This window comes from Oceanobacillus limi, assembly GCF_900111445.1.
GTDB lineage: Bacteria > Bacillota > Bacilli > Bacillales > Amphibacillaceae > Ornithinibacillus > Ornithinibacillus limi.
The window spans coordinates 123,592-144,162 of the sequence record NZ_FOHE01000001.1 but is presented as its reverse complement, the minus strand read 5'-3'; the positions used below and the strand labels follow the sequence as shown (position 1 = coordinate 144,162).

Annotated in this window: 27 protein-coding genes; 2 read left to right on the top strand and 25 right to left on the bottom strand. The window is 36.4% G+C overall.

From position 1 onward, the window contains the following. Positions 1-54 precede the first annotated feature (54 nt). The 11 genes from BMX40_RS00890 to BMX40_RS00840 form a co-directional block, all read right to left on the bottom strand. The gene (locus tag BMX40_RS00890) at positions 55-927 is read right to left on the bottom strand and encodes an alpha/beta fold hydrolase (RefSeq protein WP_090865871.1); all 873 of its coding nucleotides are present in this window, start codon (positions 925-927) and stop codon (positions 55-57) included. A gap of 134 nt (positions 928-1,061) precedes the next feature. Continuing rightward, complete coding sequence (locus tag BMX40_RS00885; protein ID WP_244513298.1) at positions 1,062-1,613, bottom strand: MFS transporter; 552 nt, start codon at positions 1,611-1,613, stop codon at positions 1,062-1,064. After that, on the bottom strand, positions 1,610-3,076 hold the full coding sequence (locus tag BMX40_RS00880) for an FAD-binding oxidoreductase (RefSeq protein WP_170840617.1): 1,467 nt from the start codon (positions 3,074-3,076) through the stop codon (positions 1,610-1,612). Before BMX40_RS00880 ends, BMX40_RS00885 begins: the two co-directional genes overlap by 4 nt. Positions 3,077-3,232: 156 nt before the next feature. Continuing rightward, positions 3,233-3,724 carry a hypothetical protein gene (locus tag BMX40_RS00875; RefSeq protein WP_090865863.1) on the bottom strand — a complete coding sequence of 164 codons (492 nt, stop codon included), beginning with the start codon at positions 3,722-3,724 and terminating at the stop codon, positions 3,233-3,235. Between the two features lie 231 nt (positions 3,725-3,955). Next, the gene (locus BMX40_RS00870) at positions 3,956-4,429 is read right to left on the bottom strand and encodes an SRPBCC domain-containing protein (protein WP_090865862.1); all 474 of its coding nucleotides are present in this window, start codon (positions 4,427-4,429) and stop codon (positions 3,956-3,958) included. Positions 4,430-4,507: 78 nt separating this feature from the next. Next, positions 4,508-4,981 (bottom strand): DinB family protein, encoded by a 474-nt coding sequence (locus tag BMX40_RS00865; RefSeq protein WP_090865854.1) that lies wholly within the window; start codon positions 4,979-4,981, stop codon positions 4,508-4,510. 105 nt (positions 4,982-5,086) lie between these two features. Beyond that, the gene (locus BMX40_RS00860; RefSeq protein WP_090865852.1) at positions 5,087-5,827 is read right to left on the bottom strand and encodes a hypothetical protein; all 741 of its coding nucleotides are present in this window, start codon (positions 5,825-5,827) and stop codon (positions 5,087-5,089) included. Further along, entirely contained in the window at positions 5,820-6,524 is a 705-nt protein-coding gene (locus BMX40_RS00855) for a transporter permease (protein WP_090865850.1), read from the bottom strand. Before BMX40_RS00855 ends, BMX40_RS00860 begins: the two co-directional genes overlap by 8 nt. A 38-nt stretch (positions 6,525-6,562) precedes the next feature. Next, positions 6,563-6,910: a hypothetical protein gene (locus tag BMX40_RS00850; RefSeq protein ID WP_090865849.1), complete on the bottom strand. Its 348-nt coding sequence runs from the start codon at positions 6,908-6,910 to the stop codon at positions 6,563-6,565. A 21-nt stretch (positions 6,911-6,931) separates the two neighbouring features. Then, positions 6,932-7,396, bottom strand: coding sequence for a hypothetical protein (locus BMX40_RS00845; protein WP_090865842.1), 465 nt, complete (start codon positions 7,394-7,396; stop codon positions 6,932-6,934). A 50-nt stretch (positions 7,397-7,446) separates the two neighbouring features. Next, entirely contained in the window at positions 7,447-7,851 is a 405-nt protein-coding gene (locus BMX40_RS00840) for a VOC family protein (RefSeq protein ID WP_090865840.1), read from the bottom strand. A gap of 204 nt (positions 7,852-8,055) precedes the next feature. On the opposite strand from BMX40_RS00840, the gene BMX40_RS00835 reads away from it, so the two are divergent. Both BMX40_RS00835 and BMX40_RS00830 read left to right on the top strand, forming a co-directional pair. Beyond that, positions 8,056-8,562, top strand: coding sequence for an RNA polymerase sigma factor (locus tag BMX40_RS00835; RefSeq protein ID WP_090865838.1), 507 nt, complete (start codon positions 8,056-8,058; stop codon positions 8,560-8,562). After that, positions 8,549-9,460 carry an anti sigma factor C-terminal domain-containing protein gene (locus tag BMX40_RS00830; protein ID WP_090865836.1) on the top strand — a complete coding sequence of 304 codons (912 nt, stop codon included), beginning with the start codon at positions 8,549-8,551 and terminating at the stop codon, positions 9,458-9,460. The genes BMX40_RS00835 and BMX40_RS00830 overlap by 14 nt, the downstream gene beginning before the upstream one ends. Before the next feature lie 109 nt (positions 9,461-9,569). On the opposite strand, the gene BMX40_RS00825 is transcribed toward BMX40_RS00830, so the two are convergent. The 14 genes from BMX40_RS00825 to BMX40_RS00765 all read right to left on the bottom strand — a co-directional run bounded on the left by BMX40_RS00825 (position 9,570) and on the right by BMX40_RS00765 (position 20,442). Beyond that, a complete protein-coding gene (locus BMX40_RS00825) occupies positions 9,570-10,055 on the bottom strand; it encodes a tetratricopeptide repeat protein (protein ID WP_090865834.1) in 486 nt (161 codons plus the stop codon). A 148-nt stretch (positions 10,056-10,203) separates the two neighbouring features. After that, positions 10,204-10,887, bottom strand: a complete 684-nt coding sequence (locus BMX40_RS00820; protein ID WP_090865832.1) for a SagB/ThcOx family dehydrogenase — start codon at positions 10,885-10,887, stop codon at positions 10,204-10,206. Between the two features lie 60 nt (positions 10,888-10,947). Continuing rightward, positions 10,948-12,396, bottom strand: coding sequence for an ATP-binding cassette domain-containing protein (locus tag BMX40_RS00815; protein ID WP_244513297.1), 1,449 nt, complete (start codon positions 12,394-12,396; stop codon positions 10,948-10,950). A 300-nt stretch (positions 12,397-12,696) separates the two neighbouring features. Then, positions 12,697-13,044 carry a DUF4260 domain-containing protein gene (locus tag BMX40_RS00810; RefSeq protein WP_090865822.1) on the bottom strand — a complete coding sequence of 116 codons (348 nt, stop codon included), beginning with the start codon at positions 13,042-13,044 and terminating at the stop codon, positions 12,697-12,699. A 129-nt stretch (positions 13,045-13,173) separates the two neighbouring features. Further along, positions 13,174-13,431, bottom strand: coding sequence for a hypothetical protein (locus tag BMX40_RS00805; RefSeq protein ID WP_090865820.1), 258 nt, complete (start codon positions 13,429-13,431; stop codon positions 13,174-13,176). 136 nt (positions 13,432-13,567) lie between these two features. Beyond that, positions 13,568-13,999 carry an NUDIX hydrolase gene (locus tag BMX40_RS00800; protein ID WP_090865818.1) on the bottom strand — a complete coding sequence of 144 codons (432 nt, stop codon included), beginning with the start codon at positions 13,997-13,999 and terminating at the stop codon, positions 13,568-13,570. A gap of 116 nt (positions 14,000-14,115) precedes the next feature. After that, complete coding sequence (locus tag BMX40_RS00795) at positions 14,116-14,673, bottom strand: sugar O-acetyltransferase (protein ID WP_090865816.1); 558 nt, start codon at positions 14,671-14,673, stop codon at positions 14,116-14,118. A gap of 231 nt (positions 14,674-14,904) precedes the next feature. Then, the gene (locus BMX40_RS00790) at positions 14,905-15,942 is read right to left on the bottom strand and encodes an ROK family transcriptional regulator (protein ID WP_425287835.1); all 1,038 of its coding nucleotides are present in this window, start codon (positions 15,940-15,942) and stop codon (positions 14,905-14,907) included. A gap of 141 nt (positions 15,943-16,083) precedes the next feature. Then, positions 16,084-16,329 (bottom strand): hypothetical protein, encoded by a 246-nt coding sequence (locus BMX40_RS00785; RefSeq protein WP_090865814.1) that lies wholly within the window; start codon positions 16,327-16,329, stop codon positions 16,084-16,086. A 112-nt stretch (positions 16,330-16,441) separates the two neighbouring features. Next, on the bottom strand, positions 16,442-17,521 hold the full coding sequence (locus BMX40_RS00780) for a hypothetical protein (protein WP_090865812.1): 1,080 nt from the start codon (positions 17,519-17,521) through the stop codon (positions 16,442-16,444). 41 nt (positions 17,522-17,562) lie between these two features. Next, a complete protein-coding gene (locus tag BMX40_RS20005) occupies positions 17,563-17,739 on the bottom strand; it encodes a DUF4083 family protein (RefSeq protein WP_170840616.1) in 177 nt (58 codons plus the stop codon). Between the two features lie 45 nt (positions 17,740-17,784). After that, complete coding sequence (locus tag BMX40_RS00775) at positions 17,785-18,750, bottom strand: quinone oxidoreductase family protein (protein ID WP_090865810.1); 966 nt, start codon at positions 18,748-18,750, stop codon at positions 17,785-17,787. 236 nt (positions 18,751-18,986) lie between these two features. Beyond that, positions 18,987-19,850, bottom strand: coding sequence for an alpha/beta fold hydrolase (locus BMX40_RS00770; RefSeq protein WP_090865808.1), 864 nt, complete (start codon positions 19,848-19,850; stop codon positions 18,987-18,989). A gap of 190 nt (positions 19,851-20,040) precedes the next feature. Then, the gene (locus BMX40_RS00765; protein ID WP_090865806.1) at positions 20,041-20,442 is read right to left on the bottom strand and encodes a GyrI-like domain-containing protein; all 402 of its coding nucleotides are present in this window, start codon (positions 20,440-20,442) and stop codon (positions 20,041-20,043) included. Between the last annotated feature and the right edge of the window lie 129 nt (positions 20,443-20,571).

Sequence of the window (20,571 nt, the reverse complement as noted above, 5' to 3'; positions counted from 1 at the left end):
TCTTTTCCATAGATTTTTTAACAATGAGGAATAACCTTTTACTGAATTAATTTGTTATTTACTTCTCCCCAGTTCTAATAGTTCATCAGTTTGCACTGCTTTAAAGTTTACAATCATTTTATTAAACTTGTTCTTTTCCTCAATAAATGGACTATGATTACTAGAATGGAATTTATATAAAACTGAGTTATGTAAATTTGTATTTATCTCTTCTGAAAACACAAGTGGACATTGGGCGTCATGGACTCCACAATACACAAAAACTGGAACTTTTACATTACTTAATTGGTTTACCAAATTATAGGTTGGCAATTCTCTATATGAGTAATAATCTAAGCGCTTCGCTACCGTTCTTCCACTACTTGGATCTTTAAAATATTCATCTCTTTTTTCTGGATAATATAAGGACATATTAGACCATTCAATGCTTGCACTCACTCTTTCCTCTTTATTATTAGAGGTTTTTAATATATCCAAAATTTCTAATACCCTTTTATTCAATGGTGATTTTGGACAATACATACTTTCAGGATGTTCCATATATTTATTTGAAGCAGCTGCGCCTCCAACGATTATTTTAGTTAGCGAACTTTGGGCTATAAGACCATATTTCAAACCTAGCATTCCACCGGTTGAATGCCCACCAAATGCCCACTTTTCATAGCCAAGGGCCTCTCTAATCGCTTCTAGATCATAAACTGTTTCTTCCATACTTAGTAAGTTATCATCTTCCGCTTTGCATGAATTCCCAGCTTCCCTCAAGTTAACCAGTATCACATTAAAATAATTTGTAAATTCATCAGCAAAGTAAGACCCTAATTCATTAAATTCACTATACAAATGCGTTATACAAATAGGATCTCCTTCTCCTTTTATAAAGATTTCAAACTTTCCACGAGAAGTTTCCACAATTTCACTTTTCCACATGCCCTTTACCTCCGTTTGTATATTTTTAGATTAATAGTAAACATTCACGAATTGACAATAAAAAAGGCTGAAAAAATAGTAAATTGATGCTACCCATAGGCTAAACAAATTGACTCACTATGTATGTAACCCCCTTAACTTCCAAGTTCCTTTTCCTCCTGTATAAAAAGCGTCAACACTCCACTCAAAAAACAAATAAATGAACCCAAATAAAAAATTACCGATAAAGTAAGCAGGTCAATTAAAAATCCGCTAACCATTACAGCGGCTCCACTCCATAACGATATCCAAAAGTGGTACCGTCCAATTAGAACGCCACGATTACTTCCGTCCGTAAAATCAGCGACTAGCGCTTTTTCACTGGTCTTTTGCAAGGCGCCCAATATACCAAGAACTACTTGAATGATATAAACGGCCAACATTTCTTGAACGACCGGGAAAACCAAATAAACGATTGCATTGCCCCATGCACTCACTAACAAAAAAATCTTACGCCCAAAAAGATCCGAATATCTGCCAACCCAATGGTGTACGAGCGCAGCCGATACCGTAAATAATCCGTACGCCAATCCAAATTCAGAAAAACTCGCACCAGACTCACTCAAAAACACAATATAAAACGGAAACACAAGCCCTGTTCCAAACAGCAAAACACTTTGGGAACGAACCACCCATTTTAGCATCATGACTCATACTCCTCATAGAAATTATTCATAAACCGTTTATTTGGATCGAATTGTTCTTTAAGCCGCAAAAATTCATCAAAGTTTGGATAGGCTTCTTTTAGCTGTTCTTTTGTCGGATATAGCTGGTACGTTAAATAATAGGTTCCACCTAAATCTAATGCAGCATCGACCATCTGCTGTGTTGCCTGTTCCATATGTTCGATTCCCTTATCAGACATCGAATGATTGACATAGATAACAATCGCTAGCATATCTTCCTTCGCATAACTCATCGTTGCATCCGTTGATTTTGGCATATAACGAACCGTCGCATTTAATAGATTCAAATCTTCCTTCCTCACGATCTCTCTTAAGTCACCCACAAATGTCGGAAAATGATCTACGGGAACAAAATATTCCTGTAAAATGTCCGTATTACGACTCGAATCATATTCCAAAAACTCGATTGGTGGACGCATGGCATTATTCCTTGTGATCCATTCATCTTCATCGTTTTCTCCGTACAGCTTTTGTTGCAAATCCCAAACAGCCGTTTTCGCCCAATCGAATTTTCGTGATAATCCGAAAGCGAATTTATCGCGGAGAACATGCTCTTCTTCCTGTAATGGAGTTAAATCATCCAATTCTTCTTTCGTTGGATAATCAGATTCCGACTCGTCGACGACATGGTAAGTTGTAAAATACATATCCTCTAATAAATCATCTGGACTAGCGGATAATCGTGCAAAATGTAAACCAACATCACCTTGATCCATGACGTGTTTGCGGATGTATTCTGGATACTCATCCAGATCAATTGATTCCGTTGTAGCCAAGTAGATTTCATTGTCTTGTAGTTCTAGCGTTACATCTAAAATGACTCCGAACAGCCCAAATCCTCCAATTACCGATTGAAATAACGACGGATGCTCTTCAGGAGTTACATCCACAATTGTGCCATCGAATTGAAGAAGCCGAAATGAATGTACGGTCTCAATTATTGATCCATACCTCGGATCCCGTCCATGAACATTGGAACTCAAGGAGCCACCAATTGTAAATACGTTGGAGGACTGCATGACCTTCACCGATAAACCATACGGATTGACGGCTTCCTGAACATCTGCCCACGTTGCACCACTCTCGACGGTAATAAGCTTTTCGTCCGGCTCGATCGATACAATATCGTTGTAGGATGTCATATCCAGGAAAACCGAATCCTCATAATAGGAATGTCCGCCTTGGCTATGACGGGCACCACCAATGGAAACAGCTAAGTCATTTTCATTGGCATCATGGATCGCGTTTTGAAAAGATTCGATTTCGTTACCTTCCACAATTTCGTTTACATGGTCTGGGAATAAGCGACTTACATCATGAACCAATAAGTCATCGGATTGCTGATGAAATAGAATCGATAAACTTACCAATACACCATATATGCTGATAGCCAAAAGAATTTTCCAGCGTGTTTTTAAGCTCATTCTTCTAGTCCTCTCCACTATTTGGACCATACAGGTTACCAAATAGAATGGTATGTTTTTAGTCTTTAATTAAATAATAGATTACTATTTTTTGTAACTTCAATTATTATTTCATTGAGTTGATTAATTTGATCCAGTTCATCACCCTGGTTCCCTTCACTCTAATTCATCTATTTCAAAATTCATTTTCCCATCTCGGAAAATTACAAATGGATCGTCTCTTCCACCAACCAATAATTTCCCTTCATAAAGATGCGCTACTTCATTCCACTCAACTAATTCTTCATTTCGTTCCACTTCAAGATTTATGTGATACCAAAAAGTATGACCATCTGCATATTCAACCTCTCCAATTTCATAGTCTACTAATTTATAATTATGATTTTTCAAGACTTCTATCTTATCTAAGTAGAATTGCTTTGCCTTTTCATTGGAAAGTACAGTGCCTTCGGATAGTTTACTTTCCTCGGTACTCGTTTCAAAATCAAAAAGATGCAATTGTTCAAACGCTTCTTCATAATCTTCGTCCATGATGCTTTGATAATAATTATTTATATAACTTTTGGCCTTTTTTTCTTGTATGTAATTACATCCTGTTATCGTTAAACTTAATACGATTAGTAACAAAATAAGAATTCGTTTCCTCATATGATCCCCCTGCATTTGAGCGATATATTCTCACTTTATCATACAATTTCCTTTCTGTTATAATAATTTTCCAAAAAGAAAAAGCGATCAATGCTGATCGCTACATCTCCCCTGTTTGCAACAATGAAGTGATTCTTCAAACAGTGGGGCTTACGACGCACAGAACATCGCGTTTATGTCGGCCTGCCAATTACATGTGGAATTAAACGTCCACAATGGATCGACCTAAGTTTAATGATGAAAAGCTTCTTTATAGTACTCCCTTAATTCACTTGCGTTATCTTCCCACGCTACAGGCTGTCCATGGATTAATTGACCAAGAACGTTCAAACATCGATGCCATCCAGCAGCTACATACATCGCCATCGATTGATCATCAAATGTATGCTTGAATGTGAATAGACTCCCTTGATCTGCTTTTTCTATTGTCATTTCTAACAAATCATCCACTTCCTGAAAACAAAAAGAATATGGAGGTGTTATGTCTGTAATGACTGCCTCATACTCAGATCCTTCTCCATCATCAAACTGAATCTTGCCACCAACGCGAAGATCCATTTCTCCGGTAGCAAATGGATACCATTGCGTGAAAAAATCTGGATTCGTTAAAACACGAAACACTTCTTCAGGGTTAAAAGGATACGGCCGTTCAAATACCAAAACGTACCTACCTTCATTTTTTTCTAGTTTGCCATAATTGTTCATTGTTAGCTTCTCCCTTCCATATAAATTCGCTACTTATCGTTCAAAAATTGAATAAGGACACAAAATTGAATGCAATTTTTACACCGAATCCTTTTTCATCTTGCGGATATAGTTTATTTGCCCAATATGGTAAGCATTATGTGTAGTAGCATTTCCAATTAATGCCCACCACTCCGCATCTACTGGAAAGCCATTGACCGTTGATTCCAGCTTTTTCTCTGTAATCAAGTCTTGCCAGCGTAATAGGACCTCTATTAATTTCTCTTTAAGCTCCGTGAAGTTCGTGTTTTCGGCGATCAGAAAAGTATCTGCATTTTCATCTATTGACTGGATTGCATGAAAATCGAACGTTTCATACCTAATTTGCCACACTTTATTCCAATAAATAAGATGTTGTACAATTTCAGCGATACTATGACTGTTTTCATCCGGCTTCCAGAAGGCATCTTTATTCGAAATTCCATTAACCGATTCCTCAAAGGAAGCATACCAACTTCGATCATTAGCGTTCGCTAACAACTGGTCTAATAAAACTGTCTTCGCGTGAACCATTTTTATTCAACTCCCACAATTTAATTTCCCCTTGGACTAGATAGAAATTGGTAGAAAGGAGGGCGAACTTCCTGGTTTTCCCGAAACCTTGCCACATTGATAACTTTATTTTTCTAAATCAAATTCTTCCATAGTCAGTACAAAATCCAAGACTATTTCTCCATTTATAAAACCATGTCCGTTTACAGAGTTCTCAGGAAATGTCATTTCTTGGTTATCATCCAATGGCATCCATCCAATTGAGGTATGAACATCTGAAATACTTAAGAACGGCATTTCCGAATTCTGAGCAGCTGATACATTAGTTGATTGGGATAAGAAGGAACGCCAATCATCTGGAAGTTCTAAAACTCCATAGGATTTCTCTTCAAAATCCACATATTCCTCCATTTGTACACGAGGGATATATTCATTTACGTCATAGGAGATATGATAGTTGCGATCCCGAATCAAATAAAAATTGGCACCAGTAACCTGGTCATCTGGATGTACGTTCCATATAATGTACGAACGAGAAGGATCTTTTGGATCTATTTTCCAAAAACGTGGTTCACCGACTGAATCGATATACATTGGCTTCCACTTGTGTTTTTCCCACACCCAATAGCTTGTTCCGTATTCATTATCATGTGATTTAAACGGAACATATACATGTTCTTGATCTAGTGTAAAACTGTCTAAAATTGTTTCGACACGCGCTTGCGGATAAACTTCATTTATCTTTTCAACCAATTGCTCATCTGTTGGAAAATTAGTCGGTTTTGAAAAATAAAACAAATAAACGAGATAGAATGTAACGATTAAAATGGCTATAATTGCAAGGAATGTAACGCGTTTTTTAGTCATTGGCTCCCTCCTCAATCAATGCGTCTTCTGAACGGAAATAATATTGATTCTCTAGGGTCGTAAGGAGTAATCCCTTTCCGTCCTCCTCCACATAAATAAGGGCTTCAGCACCACTGCCCCACTTTGGTTGTACACCAGTTAATAGATACGGGAACCGTTCGTCCACTTCTCTCGACTCCATGTCGCTATCCGCTTGTTGGTACCAAATTTCACTGTAAATCGTATCCCTCTCCATCTCCAAGCTTTTTAAAGCGTCTCGATTTAATGAACGCTCCTCTGCTGATGGATGTGTTTGAATAATTGATGCATGTTCAACATCTGCGACATAGGTGGACAGCTCATCTTCTGGGTACAAGGCCTGATTGATAGGTATTGTTAATAATGTCGTAATGATAAAGCAAAATAGGGAAAAGAATCCTAACCATGCAAATGAGCGATAGAATTGCCATGGCGCTCTTTTAACCTTGAAAATAATCATCAATATGAAAACACCTAACGGAACAACCGGCAACCTTAACACTGTTCCATGGAAATCCCAATTAAAAGAGAGGGAAAACATTCCTATTAGAACAATGAGCAGTACCTTCCATCGTTTTGTTTCTTCTTTTACTTTTTTATATCTCCAATAGATTACTAAAATGATAGCCAGCCATGCTACTATAGTTGCTATGACTGGAACAACACGGATGTCTCCCATTAATTTGAACTCCTTTACTACGCTGATTGGAACTTATATTATTCCGACAATTCGATTATCTCATTATTTTCTATATCAAATTCGATTAATTCGTTTGAATTCTTTCGATAGGTATAAATAGGGTATTCCTTTGTTTCATCTTCCAATACAACTATTGCCAGGTGTTGATCAATTTCTTCATTTTCAATTTGTTCGGAGAAATCTGTTACATATACCTCTTTTATTTCCGCTTGGTCATACCCATTCTCTAGTATGTATGCATAGGTATCTTCTCTCAAATTACGCTTTTTCTTCTCTTGCGATTTCGAATCGTTTACCCCATAAAGAACGAGTGCAGCTAATACTACTACTAGAACAATAACTTCGATTCCTGTTTTTTTGTCCAAATTAATTCCCCCATAAAAGTCCTACTCCACCAGTAAAGCAAAATGATAAGATGCGCTTCCATTCGATACGTTTTCTACTTTATCATCCATCCACCAAACATCATAGGAATAATAATAAATCCCCTCTTCTGTTGGTGCAGTAAACGTATTGTCTTCAACAGTTACCTCAACTTCCTCCTCCATGCCTATCTGTACGACATGAATCTTATTTGGCTTTTCTTCACCATCAATCGTAAACATAACTTGGTCTGAAGGGCTAACCTCGATCGGATCCTCTTCTCTTAAAACATCTTTCGGCCCAGCAACATCTACACACGTAGTCTGACCATTCGATCCCCAACAATAAGATCCAAGAAAGGTTTCATACGAATTCTCCTCCACGTCAATAACAGCCTCTGGAGGTTTTTCATCAGCCAGTTCATCATTCGAACAGCCAAAAGTAGCGACCCCAATAAGACATAATACGACTCCTAGCAATTTTTTCATTTTATCCCCCTTTTGGATATATCCTTTCACAGTCAAAAGATATAGCTCATTTATTCAAACACCCGATTCATCAAAACGATTCGCCAGCCATCCGGATCTTCTATTGTAATTCCTTCTTCTTCCCAGTATTTATTCTCTGGTTCTACCTCTTCGTATCCCATTTTGCTTAACCGTTGAGAAACGATATCGATCTCCGCTTTATCCGGTATATAAAAGACCAATAAATTATCCTTGGTTGGAGCAGGACACGGACTCCCATCAATATGACGTGTAAATTCTAAATGATAATTCACATCTGGCAATCCAATTATGACTCCTTCATATCCTCGATGCCCCTTAAATTCTCCAATCCTTGCCAACCCTAAGCCATTCTCATAAAAATCAATGACCTCTTCAAATTTATCGGTAGGTCTAGCTATTCGAATTTGAGTTGCATTGAAATCCTTAAATTCCATGAAACACCAACCTCCAATAATATGCTGCTCGCTTTTTTATCTTTCAACTTCATATTACCATAATGTTATAAATATTTTGATGAGTTTTAGACATATTCAAAAAGAACAGAATGACTATGCTAAAATTAATTCTATTAATGTATTTATCTTGAAAATGTAAACTTTTTCCCAGTTCAAACGTCTTATAGTTATGGGGGAGGGAAAATGGATAATAGAGTGCTGTTTGAAGAATTAAATACGGAACTAAATATTGTCTACAAATATTTAGTTCGTAAAGGAATTCCACACATCGATGCCGAAGATGCAGTCCAAGAAGCCGCGTATAAATACCTTAAATTTTTCGACTCAATTCAAGCATCGAAGGTTCGCAGCTGGTTAATTCGGGTTAGTCTAAACAATTACTATGACCAGTGTCGAAAAAACAAAAAATACATATTAAATTTTGAAGAAAACAGAAATGAAGAAGATAAATCTGAACTCCCTGAATTTATCCTTTTAGCAAAAGAACGAACAGAGGAACTCAATCAATTACTGTCAAAAATGAAACCTCAATATGCCGAGCTTCTTTTGCTAAAATATCAATCGAATTTATCATATATTGAAATATCTGAGTTACTAGGGATTCGTAAAAGTACGATTAAAACGAACTTATTTCGTGCGAGAAAAAAATTGGTTAAGTTATACAAGGAGGAACATGATGGACGAGAATAATAAAACAGGAGATCAAGAAGAGAAGGATTTTGTTAGTAGTGCCAAATTTCAAAAGACTGTTAGAAGAAGTAGATTAAAACAATTTAGTCTCTATATCGTTGTTTCAATAGTATCCATTACCCTCTTAATAGTATTACTATCCATCGGTGGACAATATCTTATGGATAAAAAAATAGAAAAAGCTGAAAGGAAAGCAATCGAAAATCATCCTATAGTGAGTGAAGAACCAGTAAAAGGTGCAGGGATTGTCAGTATTGATACAGCATATACAACGCCCAACTTATTTTATGTTGATAGTAAATCGACTTACTATAAAAAGGTTGGAGATAAAAAAGTTGTTTGGGACATCGTCAGAAAGAGATATCCTGCTATCGGGAAAGTAAAAACACTCGGTAGTAAATTTGTTAGGACTGAAGAGTATTTAGTAAACCCACGGAAAGAAAGAGCTATTAAATATAACCACTTAAACAATGAAAGGCGAATAGATTTTTATTATCCAGAATTAGATTACAGTTTTCTATCTCAAGAGTTAGACAATGCAGTGGGTTTAGATGAAAATACATTAATCGAGGTTGCCCTATCGTTCAAGGAACCGCTCCATATTGACGAGTTAGGTGACACATTAGGGTATCAGAATGTCGATTGGTTATGGGCAGATCAGACGAGTGAAGAAAGAATCACTGAGCTGAAGACATCAAATTATGATAATAGGATTTTATCTGGGGAACAAGCCTATGGTTTTCTCGTATCGGAGCGTTCTCCATATACTAATTCCAGAGCTAAAGATTATTTAATCAGCGGTGCTGTTGTCAGTGGAAAACCAAGTGAATTGAAACGATTTCAGGACTTAGATATAATTCGAGCTTCTGTTATTGGTGTAACCGTTGACGAGTATTAAACCAAGGTAATGATTTAAATACGTAAGGAGAACTATCGTCTTTATGTTGACAGTTCTCCTTCCTTTAGTACAAAAAATGCTCGAACCATCCATCATGCTATCTAGCCCTTTACTCCCATACTTCATCCAACTTATCCGAATAAAAATCGATAGCCCTTTTATAAGATAGAATATTCGTGTCTTTTGTCGTATTGGTTAGACAAGTTAATATCAATTCCATTGCTTCCTGATGCTCGTTCAAATTGTATAAGGTCATCGCGTAGAATGTTTTTATGGCGTTATTGTTAGGGAACTGTTCCATACCTTTTAGCAAAGTGCTTTTCGATTTTTCATATTCTCCTAAAGTCCTGTACGTACTACCTAAGCCTATTAAAGCACCTTCCATTTCCTTTGATGGTAGCCCTAACGAGATTGCCTTCTCATAATAAGCTACCGCTTTCGCTTCTTCTCCCATTAAATCAAAGCTCCAAGCACATTGATAATTAACCGAAGCAGATTCAGGAAACTCCTCAGCCAAGCGTTGAAGGATATTATTAGACCCTTTATAATCTCCATTACTGCGCAATTTAATTGCTTTGTCTAGCTCACGTTTCATACCGTTCTCCCCTATTTTTATTATAATGTTCGTGCCATCTATAAAAGACTATTCCATTGAATAATACGATTGATGTATTTTATCTTGATGTAGCTTCCATGCATACAGTAGCTGCCATAAAGGAAGAAGAAATACCACTATAAAACTACTATTTTCCAATAGGAATTAAATAGAGAGCCTTGAATTCATTTCCAAACAATTGGTTGATCACTTCGTCTTTAAAACCACCTATTGGAGCAGACTTCCATCCTATCGCATTTGAAATAAGCATCATATTTTGCGCCATATGTCCTGCCTCTAACAAACAAAAGCGATACCCTCTTTCACCATAGTTTTCATATGATAAAGAGAAATCCGAGGCGATGACAGCACATAGATTTGCAGCGATTCCTTCCTGTAAAAGGGCATCCTCATAATTTACATTACCAGATAAGTTTACGATAGAATGATCCTCTGAATCATACCAGTATAAACCGTTATCTATGCTAGCATGATGTTTTATAAACAGGAATATATGATTCGGATAATTCGCTCCAGCAGAAGGATAAAACCGCTTTGTATTCTCATTGAACCTTCTTCCAACAGACCATTTAAGATACGTTCCTAGCTCCTTCAAACTAAAATCTTCAAACGCCCTAATTTCTTTTGCCGTATACCTTCGAGAGATCACATCAGTAATATGCTGTTCCGGTATACATTGGTAATCCAAACGTATTTTAAATCCGCCCTCAAAGAGGTTGCTATCCCGTTTGTCATTTCCTTGAGATGCATTAGGATGTTTTTCCAACTTATTCCAAGAAGATAATTGATGATAGCGAAAACCTTCATTCATCTACAACACTCCTTACTCAGGAAAAGATTTACTCCTTCAAACTATTTTTCCTCGATTGACTTATAGAAAAGGTTTTAATTCAATCTTCTTCGTAGCAATGGCATTAACATAGTATTCATTATGATCCACACCAATCATAGTCGGTTGACCGCTATTAATTGCATCGATCAACTGATCGATAATAAAAATATCTAAGTAGTTGGTCACTTCATCCCAAATAAATAACTCATTATCACCTAATAATGCATGTGCTAGAAATGCTTTTTTCTGTTCACCAGAGCTCCAATTTTTACTAGAATCATCCGAGAATTTGCCTCGTTTAATACCTAACTGATGTAGAAGATGCCAATATTCTTCTTTACCCTCAGCAGAAAGCTGCTTTAAAAAAGAAGAATGATCTAAGTCCTCCTGATTCTTTTGACTAAAAATGGATAGTTGATCAGAGTGAGGGAGGTTTATGTGATATTCCCCAGTTGTTTCCAGCTGCTCTTTTCCAAGGATAAAATCTAGTAAACTAGATTTACCTACGCCATTCTTTCCTGCTATAAAGAACCGATCATTAGGGTGTACGTCCATATTGATAGGCTGAAAAAGAGGTGTACCTTCCCTTAAGATGGAAAAATCACGAAAGGATAAAACTTGTTTTCTAGGCTGAGAAACTTTCATGTTAAGTTCAGATATCTCTTCCACATTATGAATCAGACCCTGCTTTTCTTCGATCATCTCTTCGGTTCTCTTTTTAATTGCTTTTGATCGTTTCATTTGTTTTGCTGCTATACGCCGTTCCGCAGCATCCTTCGTACTATTTTCTTTCTTTGTTCCCCATACCCCAACTTGTCTCGAAACATCATGAAGTCGTTTAATTTCTGTTTTTAGTTTGGAATTCTTTTCTTTTGCAAGTCTATCTGCATTTGCTTTTTCATATTTCCAGGTATCAACATTTCCGGTAATTACATCAATCGATGATTTATTTATTGCGAGAATATGATCAACAAACTGATTTAGAAAATATTCATCATGACTCGTCACAATAAATCCACTTTTTCTATTTAAGTATTGCCCAACAATTTGCCTACCGTGCGAATCGAGGTTATTCGTTGGTTCATCAATTAAAGAAAACGAATTTTCGTTCAAAAACAATTCGATAAACAGCAGCTTTGTTTGTTCTCCACCGCTTAGTACCTGGAATTTTTTATGTAAAATATCATTCGGCAGATCCATATAGCTTAGTTCACGTTCTATTTCCCATATTTCGATGGTTGGATTATGTTCCAATAGCACTTCTAAAGCTGTTACATCTTCTGCACGATCTGGATATGTTGGGAAGTATTTAAAATCTAGAGTTGACTGAATAGACCCTTCATACTCAAGTTGATCTAGGAGGATCCGTAAAAACGCTGTTTTCCCTCTACCATTTCTCCCAACAAGACCTAACTTCCAATTTTCATTGATATTTACGTTTACATTCTCAAAAATAGGCTCGAGCATGGATGGATAATGAAATGTCATATTTTTTATAAGAATATTCTTTGAGATATTTCTTCACTCCTGATCTTCATTCGATAAAGTGGCGTAATGCCATTGAAAGTTCCTCTTTTCTATTTAACTTCCACTCTTTTGAAGTAGATGTAAACCCGTAGCACCAACGACTAATGTAACAACGATAATGACATAGATCTCCTCACTACTCCCTCCGTCTGATGAATTCACGAGTAACTACATAATTTGTAGAAACAAAATGAATACCCACGTAATAAAAGCACCTAACAATTTCAAGCTGAAACTCTCCTTTGTATAATAAATAACGAATTAAACTCGATTCAAATGCGTGTCTTGAAATGTTGTAGGATATTTCAAACCATATCCAATCATTCGATCCATCCCAATATGTGCAGTCCAGATCAAACCAATTGCTAAAATAGTAGAATTTGAGAAAAGGATCCCACCAATTACAACAACAATGGACAAGCTATATGTATGAAATATGTTGTAAAGTATCGCTCCGACCTTATTACTTAGTACATAACCAAGCATAGAAATATCTGGAATAAATAACAAAACAATAAATAATACCCAACTAAACTGATTCTGACTGTACAAGAAAAGACATAGAGCTAAAACAGCAAACCCTTCCATGTGCAAAAATATTTTATTCAAACGACAATCCCCCTAAGCAAGCATTTCGATCTGTGTAGGTGCACTACCATTTAATCACTATGAACGACAATAACGGATTAGGAACCGTCCCGTTTTTCAATGCAACGCCCCTACTTCATTCCTACTAGCTCATCTTTCGAAACTCGGCATATATTTTGTGAAATAAGTACCTAAGATTAGCAATACGACTGTTATTGACCAGCTCAGTAAACCCATAAAATCAAACCAATATGCAAGAAGATTCATTACAGCCATTAGACATAAACAAATGGACGTTAACGCACTTTTTATCCCAGTGATACCAGCCTTTTTCCTTTTTTGAATGATAACGGATATTGAAAAGATCAGCGCTATAATTAATACGATCGATAAAAAAGTTGGTAACAATTTAGTTCCCCCTTTTATTTACATTTTCCTTACTAAGTAATACGTTTTTCTTAGCATGAAGTTTCAAATCTTCGGGGCGAAACTCACCATACAAAAAAACAGCCCTTCCATTAAAGAAAAGCTGCAAAAATGAATGTTAAAAATCTACATAAAACGGGTGTGTACGCTCATCTAAACAATACTCAATTCGTTCTCTAAAATTCCCAACGGTTACCATTTCTAACGCTTTCTCGATAGGGTAAAATCCAACCTCTAAACTCTCTGGTGTAGTAGTTAATTCTCCTCCAATTGGCTTCGCTAAAAACAGTGTATTACAAATGGATCTATTCACATTTTGAAAAATGCCACAGAACGTTAGAATTTCCACATCAATCCCTGATTCTTCTTTCGTTTCCCTAATGGCAGCATCTTTCAAGGACTCGCCTTCTTCCACTTGTCCACCTGGCATTTCCCAACCTCTCCTTGGGCCCTTGATTAATAAGATCTCATTCTTTTCATTACGTACAATGGTTGCAGCTGAAACAATATGTTTTGGTGGAGTGTAGCTGTTTGACACATTTGCTTCCATGGAATTTTCCCCTCTTTTCAGTGACGACTACGATAGCTTCCATTCCATATTAACATAATTTTCCCAAAAAAGGCGCAATGAAAAAGGGACCCAAACCTGTAATTGTTGAAGATATTTTAAATGGCTATTTCCTTCAATACTTTAGCTGGATTGCCACCAACGACAACGTTATCTGCTACATCTTTCGTAACGACTGCACCTGAAGCGATAACGACATTATCCCCCACCGTTACACCAGGATTTATGATCGCCCCCCCTCCAATCCATACATTGTTTCCAAATGTAATTGGCTTGGCAAATTCTCGACCTGAGTTACGCTCCGTTGGGTGAAGTGGATGGGTTGCCGTATAAATTTGCACACTTGGTCCAAGCATGCAATTATCGCCAAATCGAACTTCACACACATCTAAAATTGTGCAGTCGTAGTTGGCAAAGAAGGTTTCTCCAACATAGGTGTTATACCCATAGTCAAAGCGAATATTTGGTTCCATATACACATCGTTTCCTGTTGAACCGAGTATTTCTTTTAACAATGCTACTCGTTCTTCATCTGAATCTAATGTTAGATTATATTTTCTTATTTTTTGTTTAATTTCTTCTCGTTCCTTTACCAATATAGGGTCAGTAGGATCATACATTTCTCCTGCTAACATTTTTTCTTTTTCCGTTTTCATTTTCATGACCTACTTTCTATTTATTTTGCGTTTATCATCTTATCCTGTCTCTACGTGCATCTATATTTCTACCTACTTATTAAACAGGTTTAAAAAGTAATCAAAACGAAAACTTATTAACGAAGTTTAATAAGTTGCAAAAAATGTAGCATTCAACCTCGAATGATGAATGCCCAATACAGTTTATCCCGCTTAAAACGGGCAGTAATCCCCCCTGAATGAAGTTTTACTTTATGAAAGGTTACTTATTTTATCAACCATGACTTCAAGACATAAGTTTTGCAAACCAAATAAATAATCCTGCTTCCAATCCCCTACTTGAAACGCTGGAAGGTGCTCCGCTGGAATATACGTTGAGCTATTCTCCTTAATCTTATCCATGGTGGCTTCATTAACTTCATCTTGGCAAAAGATGAACGTATGAGGATTAATAATAGCGACAAATGACGCTACTAACCTACCAATTGCATCGATCTCATATTTCTCACTGATCGTTTCGTTTCTCGTACCACTACCGTTCATTAATGCTTCTTGAAAATTCCGCTCGTTATATTGTGGTACAAATTGTACTTCCCCAGAGAAAAACATACTACCACGCACAACAGTCCCATTAATCATAATCCCTGCTCCAGGACCATTTTGCCCAGAGTATAAATATACAAGGGATTGATCTTTCCGTTTCCTAGTATGGTAATAACCGAGAACCGCAGCATTCATATCATTCTCAACGGCAACTGGTATCGAAAAATAATTTTCATAGTATCCTTTTAAATCTAAATCCTTAAACTGCTCGTACCCAGGGATATGAAAAATTCGGCCACGATCAACCGCACCAGGAACACCTATTGCCATGGAACGGATCTTCGGATTGGCAGTTATGATTTCTTCAATGTGCGTCGTTAACAGATGTAATCCATCCTCTTTTAAAACACTAGAAACTTTTCCTTGCTTTTTTATTTCTCCAAAGCAATTAAATATCGTATAATTCGTTTCCGATTTCTCTAAGAAAATGGCTAGACCTAGCATATACTCCGGATTGTATGTATACCTTTTCGCTCTTCTCCCACCACTTGATTCATCCAAACCAAGCGAAATAATTTCTCCATCTTTCTCCATATCCGCTAGGAACTTACTAACAGTTGGGAAGCTAATCCCTAATTTATCGCTTAATTCCGCTTTTGTTGAACTTCCACCTTCTAATAGCGTTGTACGAATACTGCGAAGGATCATCTTTTTCATCGATTTTGGATTTGCCAACTTTTCATCCACCTCATTCACCACCCTAAGAACTTATTAAAGACGTTTAATAAGTTATGATAAGGAATATACCATAACTATAGTAAAAGTCATAGGAGCTATGATGAAAGGAATATCAACCAACATAAAAACAAACGCCTAGAACAATCCCCATTAAAAGAATGCCAACCCAATGATACCACGTGTCTTGATACCCTTTTTTCGGTTATACCACAGTATCTTTAGGAAGGAAATAAACAATCCGAATGATAATACAGTGATAAATACTGCGATTAGAGAAATATGAAACCCAATGACTAAATATAAAACGAGTAGCCAAAAGAAGATGAACAGCACAAACTTCTCCACTTTGTATTTCGTTTCATTAAGCAGAAATTCAATAACACGTTCTTTTAACAAACTTACACTCCTTTTTAAAATTCCCAGTGACCACTAACAGTTCTTTGACAATCGTTTCCGAAACTTATTGACTTGTTAATATGAATTAGTATGTTATCAATGGAAAACTATCTTACGTACACAATACTTCTAACTCACTTAAGATTTCGACCAACCTTTCTTCTATGATTCTTCTGCTTCCCATTTGTTGGATGGTTTTACTAGATATTTTTTGTGTATTTAATACTAAATAATGCTCATACGCTTCTTGGAGCATCCACAACGTATACTCATTCATCAATTTCTCAACTTCAGCATTATACGCATCACTACTGTATTCATGGAAGTACCCTTTTATATATCCATCAGCTATGTAATGAAGAATATTTCTATTTTTATCATAGGAATTCTTAGAATATCTTGGAGCATTTGAGAAAGATGGCAAAAGAAATTTGTAACAAAAAACAAAAAAGCCAGCATATTTCAAATCAAAATCTATTCTTGGAAATGGATCAATAATGAATACTTGGTTACGATTAAAAATAATATTTTCTGGTGTAATATCTTGATTTACGAATGACACCCTTTGGATCTCTGTTTCTCTTAGTCTAATAATACATTCTATTTTCTTCGTTACTTTGTCCTTATTAAAATCCAAGAATGAGTTATTTAATTCATTTAAGACCTTCAAATAGTTGTTATTATCTTCTTTCCAAAGCGCTTCGATAGTCTGTTGATCACTTCCATGCAGATGCTCTCCATTAAAATATAAGTCACCAAAACCATCAATCACAGTATCTTTACTATGTATTTTACGAAAGATATATCCTAACTTTTCCCCATAAAAAAATGCTTCAGTTTTATTTAAGATCGATAAGTCTCGCCCGGTTCCCATAAACGTTTCGACCGTGAAAACGACATCCTCATCGATAAAGTATTTATAAAAAGTGGGACATGCATCTAAGTAACTTTCATTAGCATGTCGGTAATAAGCCCTAGTTGACTCATATTCCGAAAATAACTCATTTCGATCAAATGATAGTATTTCACCATACGATCTCTTCTTCTTTAATCGAAGCACGAGATCTCCTTCTTTTAATCCCTCAAGTTTGTATACCGTATGCCAAGCACCTTCATCTATTTCACATACTTTTTTGGGCATAATATTTTCAAGTTTTAATCGCTTAAGTGCAGAATAAAGAGCTATATCCATAGACGATCTCCTTTTATAGAACGAACCATTTACAATCTATTTCATTCCTCTTTCCCCGAACTTTCATCTAGCTCCTTCTCCATTCTATTTACACGTTTATTATTTTTAACCTGCATAACAACAAAAGAAATAACCCCGCCTACTATTGCGAGTACGATGATCAAAAATACGAGTTGAACGATCATATCTCCAATCATAAATCCTCCTGTAAATAACATATGTATCTCCTCCAATCTCGAAAGTTCTGCACCTGATAGGAATAATTATATTTTAATTATTACTTTTCCCTCATAATTACGGCTTTCTATCAGTCTATGAGCTTCTGCAACTTTGCTTAACGGGAACACCTTTGCTACTTTAAGACTTATTCTATCTTTTGCAAATAAATCGATTACTTCTTCTGCAACAGGTGCTAGTCGTTCAGGAGCATGCTTTCTTGTCGTACCTAAACTAAATCCTTTCAAATTCCTACAACTACTATGAAAATCACTTGTTTTTAAAGCACCTGCTTTTCCACTGCTATTTCCAAATTGGACAAGTGTACCATATAACCCTAAACACTCTAAGCTCCTTCTTGAAACATCTCCCGCGACGGAATCAAATATAACCGTTGCTCCCTTATGATCCGTTAGCTTTAAAACTTCCTCTGCAAATTCCTCATATGTAAATACGTATTGTGCACCCAAATGTTTCACATAATTTACTTTCTCTACTTGCCCAACCGTTCCTATTATTGTTTTCACTCCAGCTAACTTGGCTAATTGTACAAGGGTAGAGCCTACTCCTCCAGCAGCACTATGAATGACAATCGTATCCGTCTCTTTAACCTGACCTATTTCATGTAAAAGCATATACGATAAAATCGCGACTGTTGGCAGTGTTGCAGCTTTTTTAAAAGAGAGTGTATCTGGTATTTTAAAAACCAACCGTTGATCTGCCACGACATATTCCGCATAGGAGCCGTTTTTCGGAAAAGCTATTACCCTGTCTCCTTTTGAAAACATCGATCCGTCTGCGGCTTCTTCCACAACACCAGCGATATCTAATCCTAAAAGAAACGGAAACTTATCTTGTCCTTTATTACCTAATCGTTTTTTTATGTCGGCATAGTTTACACTTGTAAATTTTGCCTTTATTAAAACTTCATTTTCGCCTATTTTTGGTAGATCAATTTCAGTGTATGAAAGTACATCCGCACTACCATACTCCTTTTGTATGATGGCCTTCATATTCTACTACCTCCTTTAAAACTAACTCTAATTAAAATAGTATCCTACCTCTAAGCTTTACACGCTCAACCTAACGACATGTGCTTAACTATCTTTCCATCACACACCTATACTAACATAATATTTCAAAAGTTTAATTCCTTTTAGACAAAAAGAAAGTGACCACTGAAATGATCACTTTCTTTATGAATGGAACAAAAGACATGTAAATCCTATTCCCCTACAATAGAGTAAATCTACCAATTAGATGGGGAATTACTGCCAGTTATATGTGAGATAAAGTTCAATACCGCTTTCTTAAATGCTTGCCGATTTTCAATATAAGGATGATGACTACCCTTCAATAAACATACTTGCCTATTCGGAAATTCAAATGCTTTATGATGATTCGGTCCAACCGCATCATCAAATTCACCAGCAATCACCAATACGGGTTTGGTTATGGTTTTCGTTAACGAAGTAAAATCTTGAAAGTATTCTTCTGATGAAAACACGTATTCCTGGAAGGCTGGGTCTGAATCCAAGCCTTCATCCAGTTCATCTACAGCCGCTTTATGATTCCTATCCATATACTGAAACGTAAAATATGCTTGCTTTTCCATTAATTGACCGAGAATCGAATAGAATGTTTCCATAAAAGATGTTAAATTATCCCTTTGCAGCGTCTCCCTCTCCATGTTCAAAACATCCATCCCTTTATGGATTTGATGGGAAAAAGAATCATACATATGTAGGGTCGCATTGGATAAAATGATCCCTTTGGTCCTTTCTGGGAACCGGTTGGCATAGTTGACCGCAAGAATCCCACCAAATGAATGCCCCATGACACACCATTCATTTATACCTAAGGATATCCTTAACTCTTCCAAATCATCTAGTAATCTAGTTAATGAATAACTCCGTGTTTCACTATGATTGGAACGCCCACACCCACGTTGATCCAAATATACCATTTCGAAATTATCTTCTAAGAGCTCCTGTGCATAGAACTGAAACGACTTGCTCCAATACCCAGGCCCACCATGAAGATAAACACAAGGAACTCCTTGCCCACTCTTTTCGTAAAACAATTCTATTCCATCACTTGTTTGGAACTTCATTCTGCATTCTCCTTTGATAGGTTGATCCACGCCTAAATGACCCTTGAAATGAATTAATCTACTAAAAATGTATCACGTTTCCGTAATGGTTCCATGAGTCCCAGGTATAAACTTTTATAAGACTAGGGGCTTACATCAGCGAGTTAAACTGTAAACCTTAAGTAGAACTAAGAAGTACCAGACGATTTTATTATTCAGCTACTGCTATGTGAATCTCCACTTGACCACCAGGAAGATATTTTTCAAAATCATAGGTGTATGCTCTGTTCAATGTACCAGCATCTTCACGCTCCCATATTTTTTTCCAGGTGCGAACAACACCGTGTTCTTTCGTTGTATCTACGTTGAAGATTTCATATTTTGCCTTGTCCGATATTTCTAGTAAGCCTTCTCCATTGTTTTCCTCTATGGCAATACTTAATGTATAGTCCCCTTTATAGTCACTCTCGTATTCATGGTATACACCGAAAGTAGTAGTCTCAGAGTCAGTAAGATGTTTCGAAGCTTCTTCCCACAATCCTGTAATTTTTTGTATCAATTGCTCATCATTAAAATTATTCGTTCGTACACTGTTAAGAATGTTTAATTTCAATTTCCCTCTTCCTTTCAACAATTTTAAATTCATAGACTGATCCACAGTTCTGCCGGGCACAAAAGTCTTCTATTTGCTTAGTCAAATTCCTTCCTTCCCAGTTCACCATCTTCGAATATTTCAAAAAAA

What these genes read in the sequence shown, in the direction of transcription:
- BMX40_RS00860 (WP_090865852.1), bottom strand. Translation starts at nt 5,827, where the DNA reads ATGACTAAAAAACGCGTTACATTCCTTGCAATTATAGCCATTTTAATC.
- BMX40_RS00770 (WP_090865808.1), bottom strand. Translation starts at nt 19,850, where the DNA reads ATGAAGTTCCAAACAAGTGATGGAATAGAATTGTTTTACGAAAAGAGT.
- BMX40_RS00795 (WP_090865816.1), bottom strand. Translation starts at nt 14,673, where the DNA reads ATGAAAACGGAAAAAGAAAAAATGTTAGCAGGAGAAATGTATGATCCT.
- BMX40_RS00880 (WP_170840617.1), bottom strand. Translation starts at nt 3,076, where the DNA reads ATGAGCTTAAAAACACGCTGGAAAATTCTTTTGGCTATCAGCATATAT.
- BMX40_RS00780 (WP_090865812.1), bottom strand. Translation starts at nt 17,521, where the DNA reads ATGGATATAGCTCTTTATTCTGCACTTAAGCGATTAAAACTTGAAAAT.
- BMX40_RS00840 (WP_090865840.1), bottom strand. Translation starts at nt 7,851, where the DNA reads ATGGAATTTAAGGATTTCAATGCAACTCAAATTCGAATAGCTAGACCT.
- BMX40_RS00885 (WP_244513298.1), bottom strand. Translation starts at nt 1,613, where the DNA reads ATGATGCTAAAATGGGTGGTTCGTTCCCAAAGTGTTTTGCTGTTTGGA.
- BMX40_RS00775 (WP_090865810.1), bottom strand. Translation starts at nt 18,750, where the DNA reads ATGAAGGCCATCATACAAAAGGAGTATGGTAGTGCGGATGTACTTTCA.
- BMX40_RS00820 (WP_090865832.1), bottom strand. Translation starts at nt 10,887, where the DNA reads ATGAATGAAGGTTTTCGCTATCATCAATTATCTTCTTGGAATAAGTTG.
- BMX40_RS00835 (WP_090865838.1), top strand. Translation starts at nt 8,056, where the DNA reads ATGGATAATAGAGTGCTGTTTGAAGAATTAAATACGGAACTAAATATT.
- BMX40_RS00830 (WP_090865836.1), top strand. Translation starts at nt 8,549, where the DNA reads ATGGACGAGAATAATAAAACAGGAGATCAAGAAGAGAAGGATTTTGTT.
- BMX40_RS00825 (WP_090865834.1), bottom strand. Translation starts at nt 10,055, where the DNA reads ATGAAACGTGAGCTAGACAAAGCAATTAAATTGCGCAGTAATGGAGAT.
- BMX40_RS00865 (WP_090865854.1), bottom strand. Translation starts at nt 4,981, where the DNA reads ATGGTTCACGCGAAGACAGTTTTATTAGACCAGTTGTTAGCGAACGCT.
- BMX40_RS00870 (WP_090865862.1), bottom strand. Translation starts at nt 4,429, where the DNA reads ATGAACAATTATGGCAAACTAGAAAAAAATGAAGGTAGGTACGTTTTG.
- BMX40_RS20005 (WP_170840616.1), bottom strand. Translation starts at nt 17,739, where the DNA reads ATGTTATTTACAGGAGGATTTATGATTGGAGATATGATCGTTCAACTC.
- BMX40_RS00855 (WP_090865850.1), bottom strand. Translation starts at nt 6,524, where the DNA reads ATGGGAGACATCCGTGTTGTTCCAGTCATAGCAACTATAGTAGCATGG.
- BMX40_RS00845 (WP_090865842.1), bottom strand. Translation starts at nt 7,396, where the DNA reads ATGAAAAAATTGCTAGGAGTCGTATTATGTCTTATTGGGGTCGCTACT.
- BMX40_RS00875 (WP_090865863.1), bottom strand. Translation starts at nt 3,724, where the DNA reads ATGAGGAAACGAATTCTTATTTTGTTACTAATCGTATTAAGTTTAACG.
- BMX40_RS00800 (WP_090865818.1), bottom strand. Translation starts at nt 13,999, where the DNA reads ATGGAAGCAAATGTGTCAAACAGCTACACTCCACCAAAACATATTGTT.
- BMX40_RS00815 (WP_244513297.1), bottom strand. Translation starts at nt 12,396, where the DNA reads ATGACATTTCATTATCCATCCATGCTCGAGCCTATTTTTGAGAATGTA.
- BMX40_RS00890 (WP_090865871.1), bottom strand. Translation starts at nt 927, where the DNA reads ATGTGGAAAAGTGAAATTGTGGAAACTTCTCGTGGAAAGTTTGAAATC.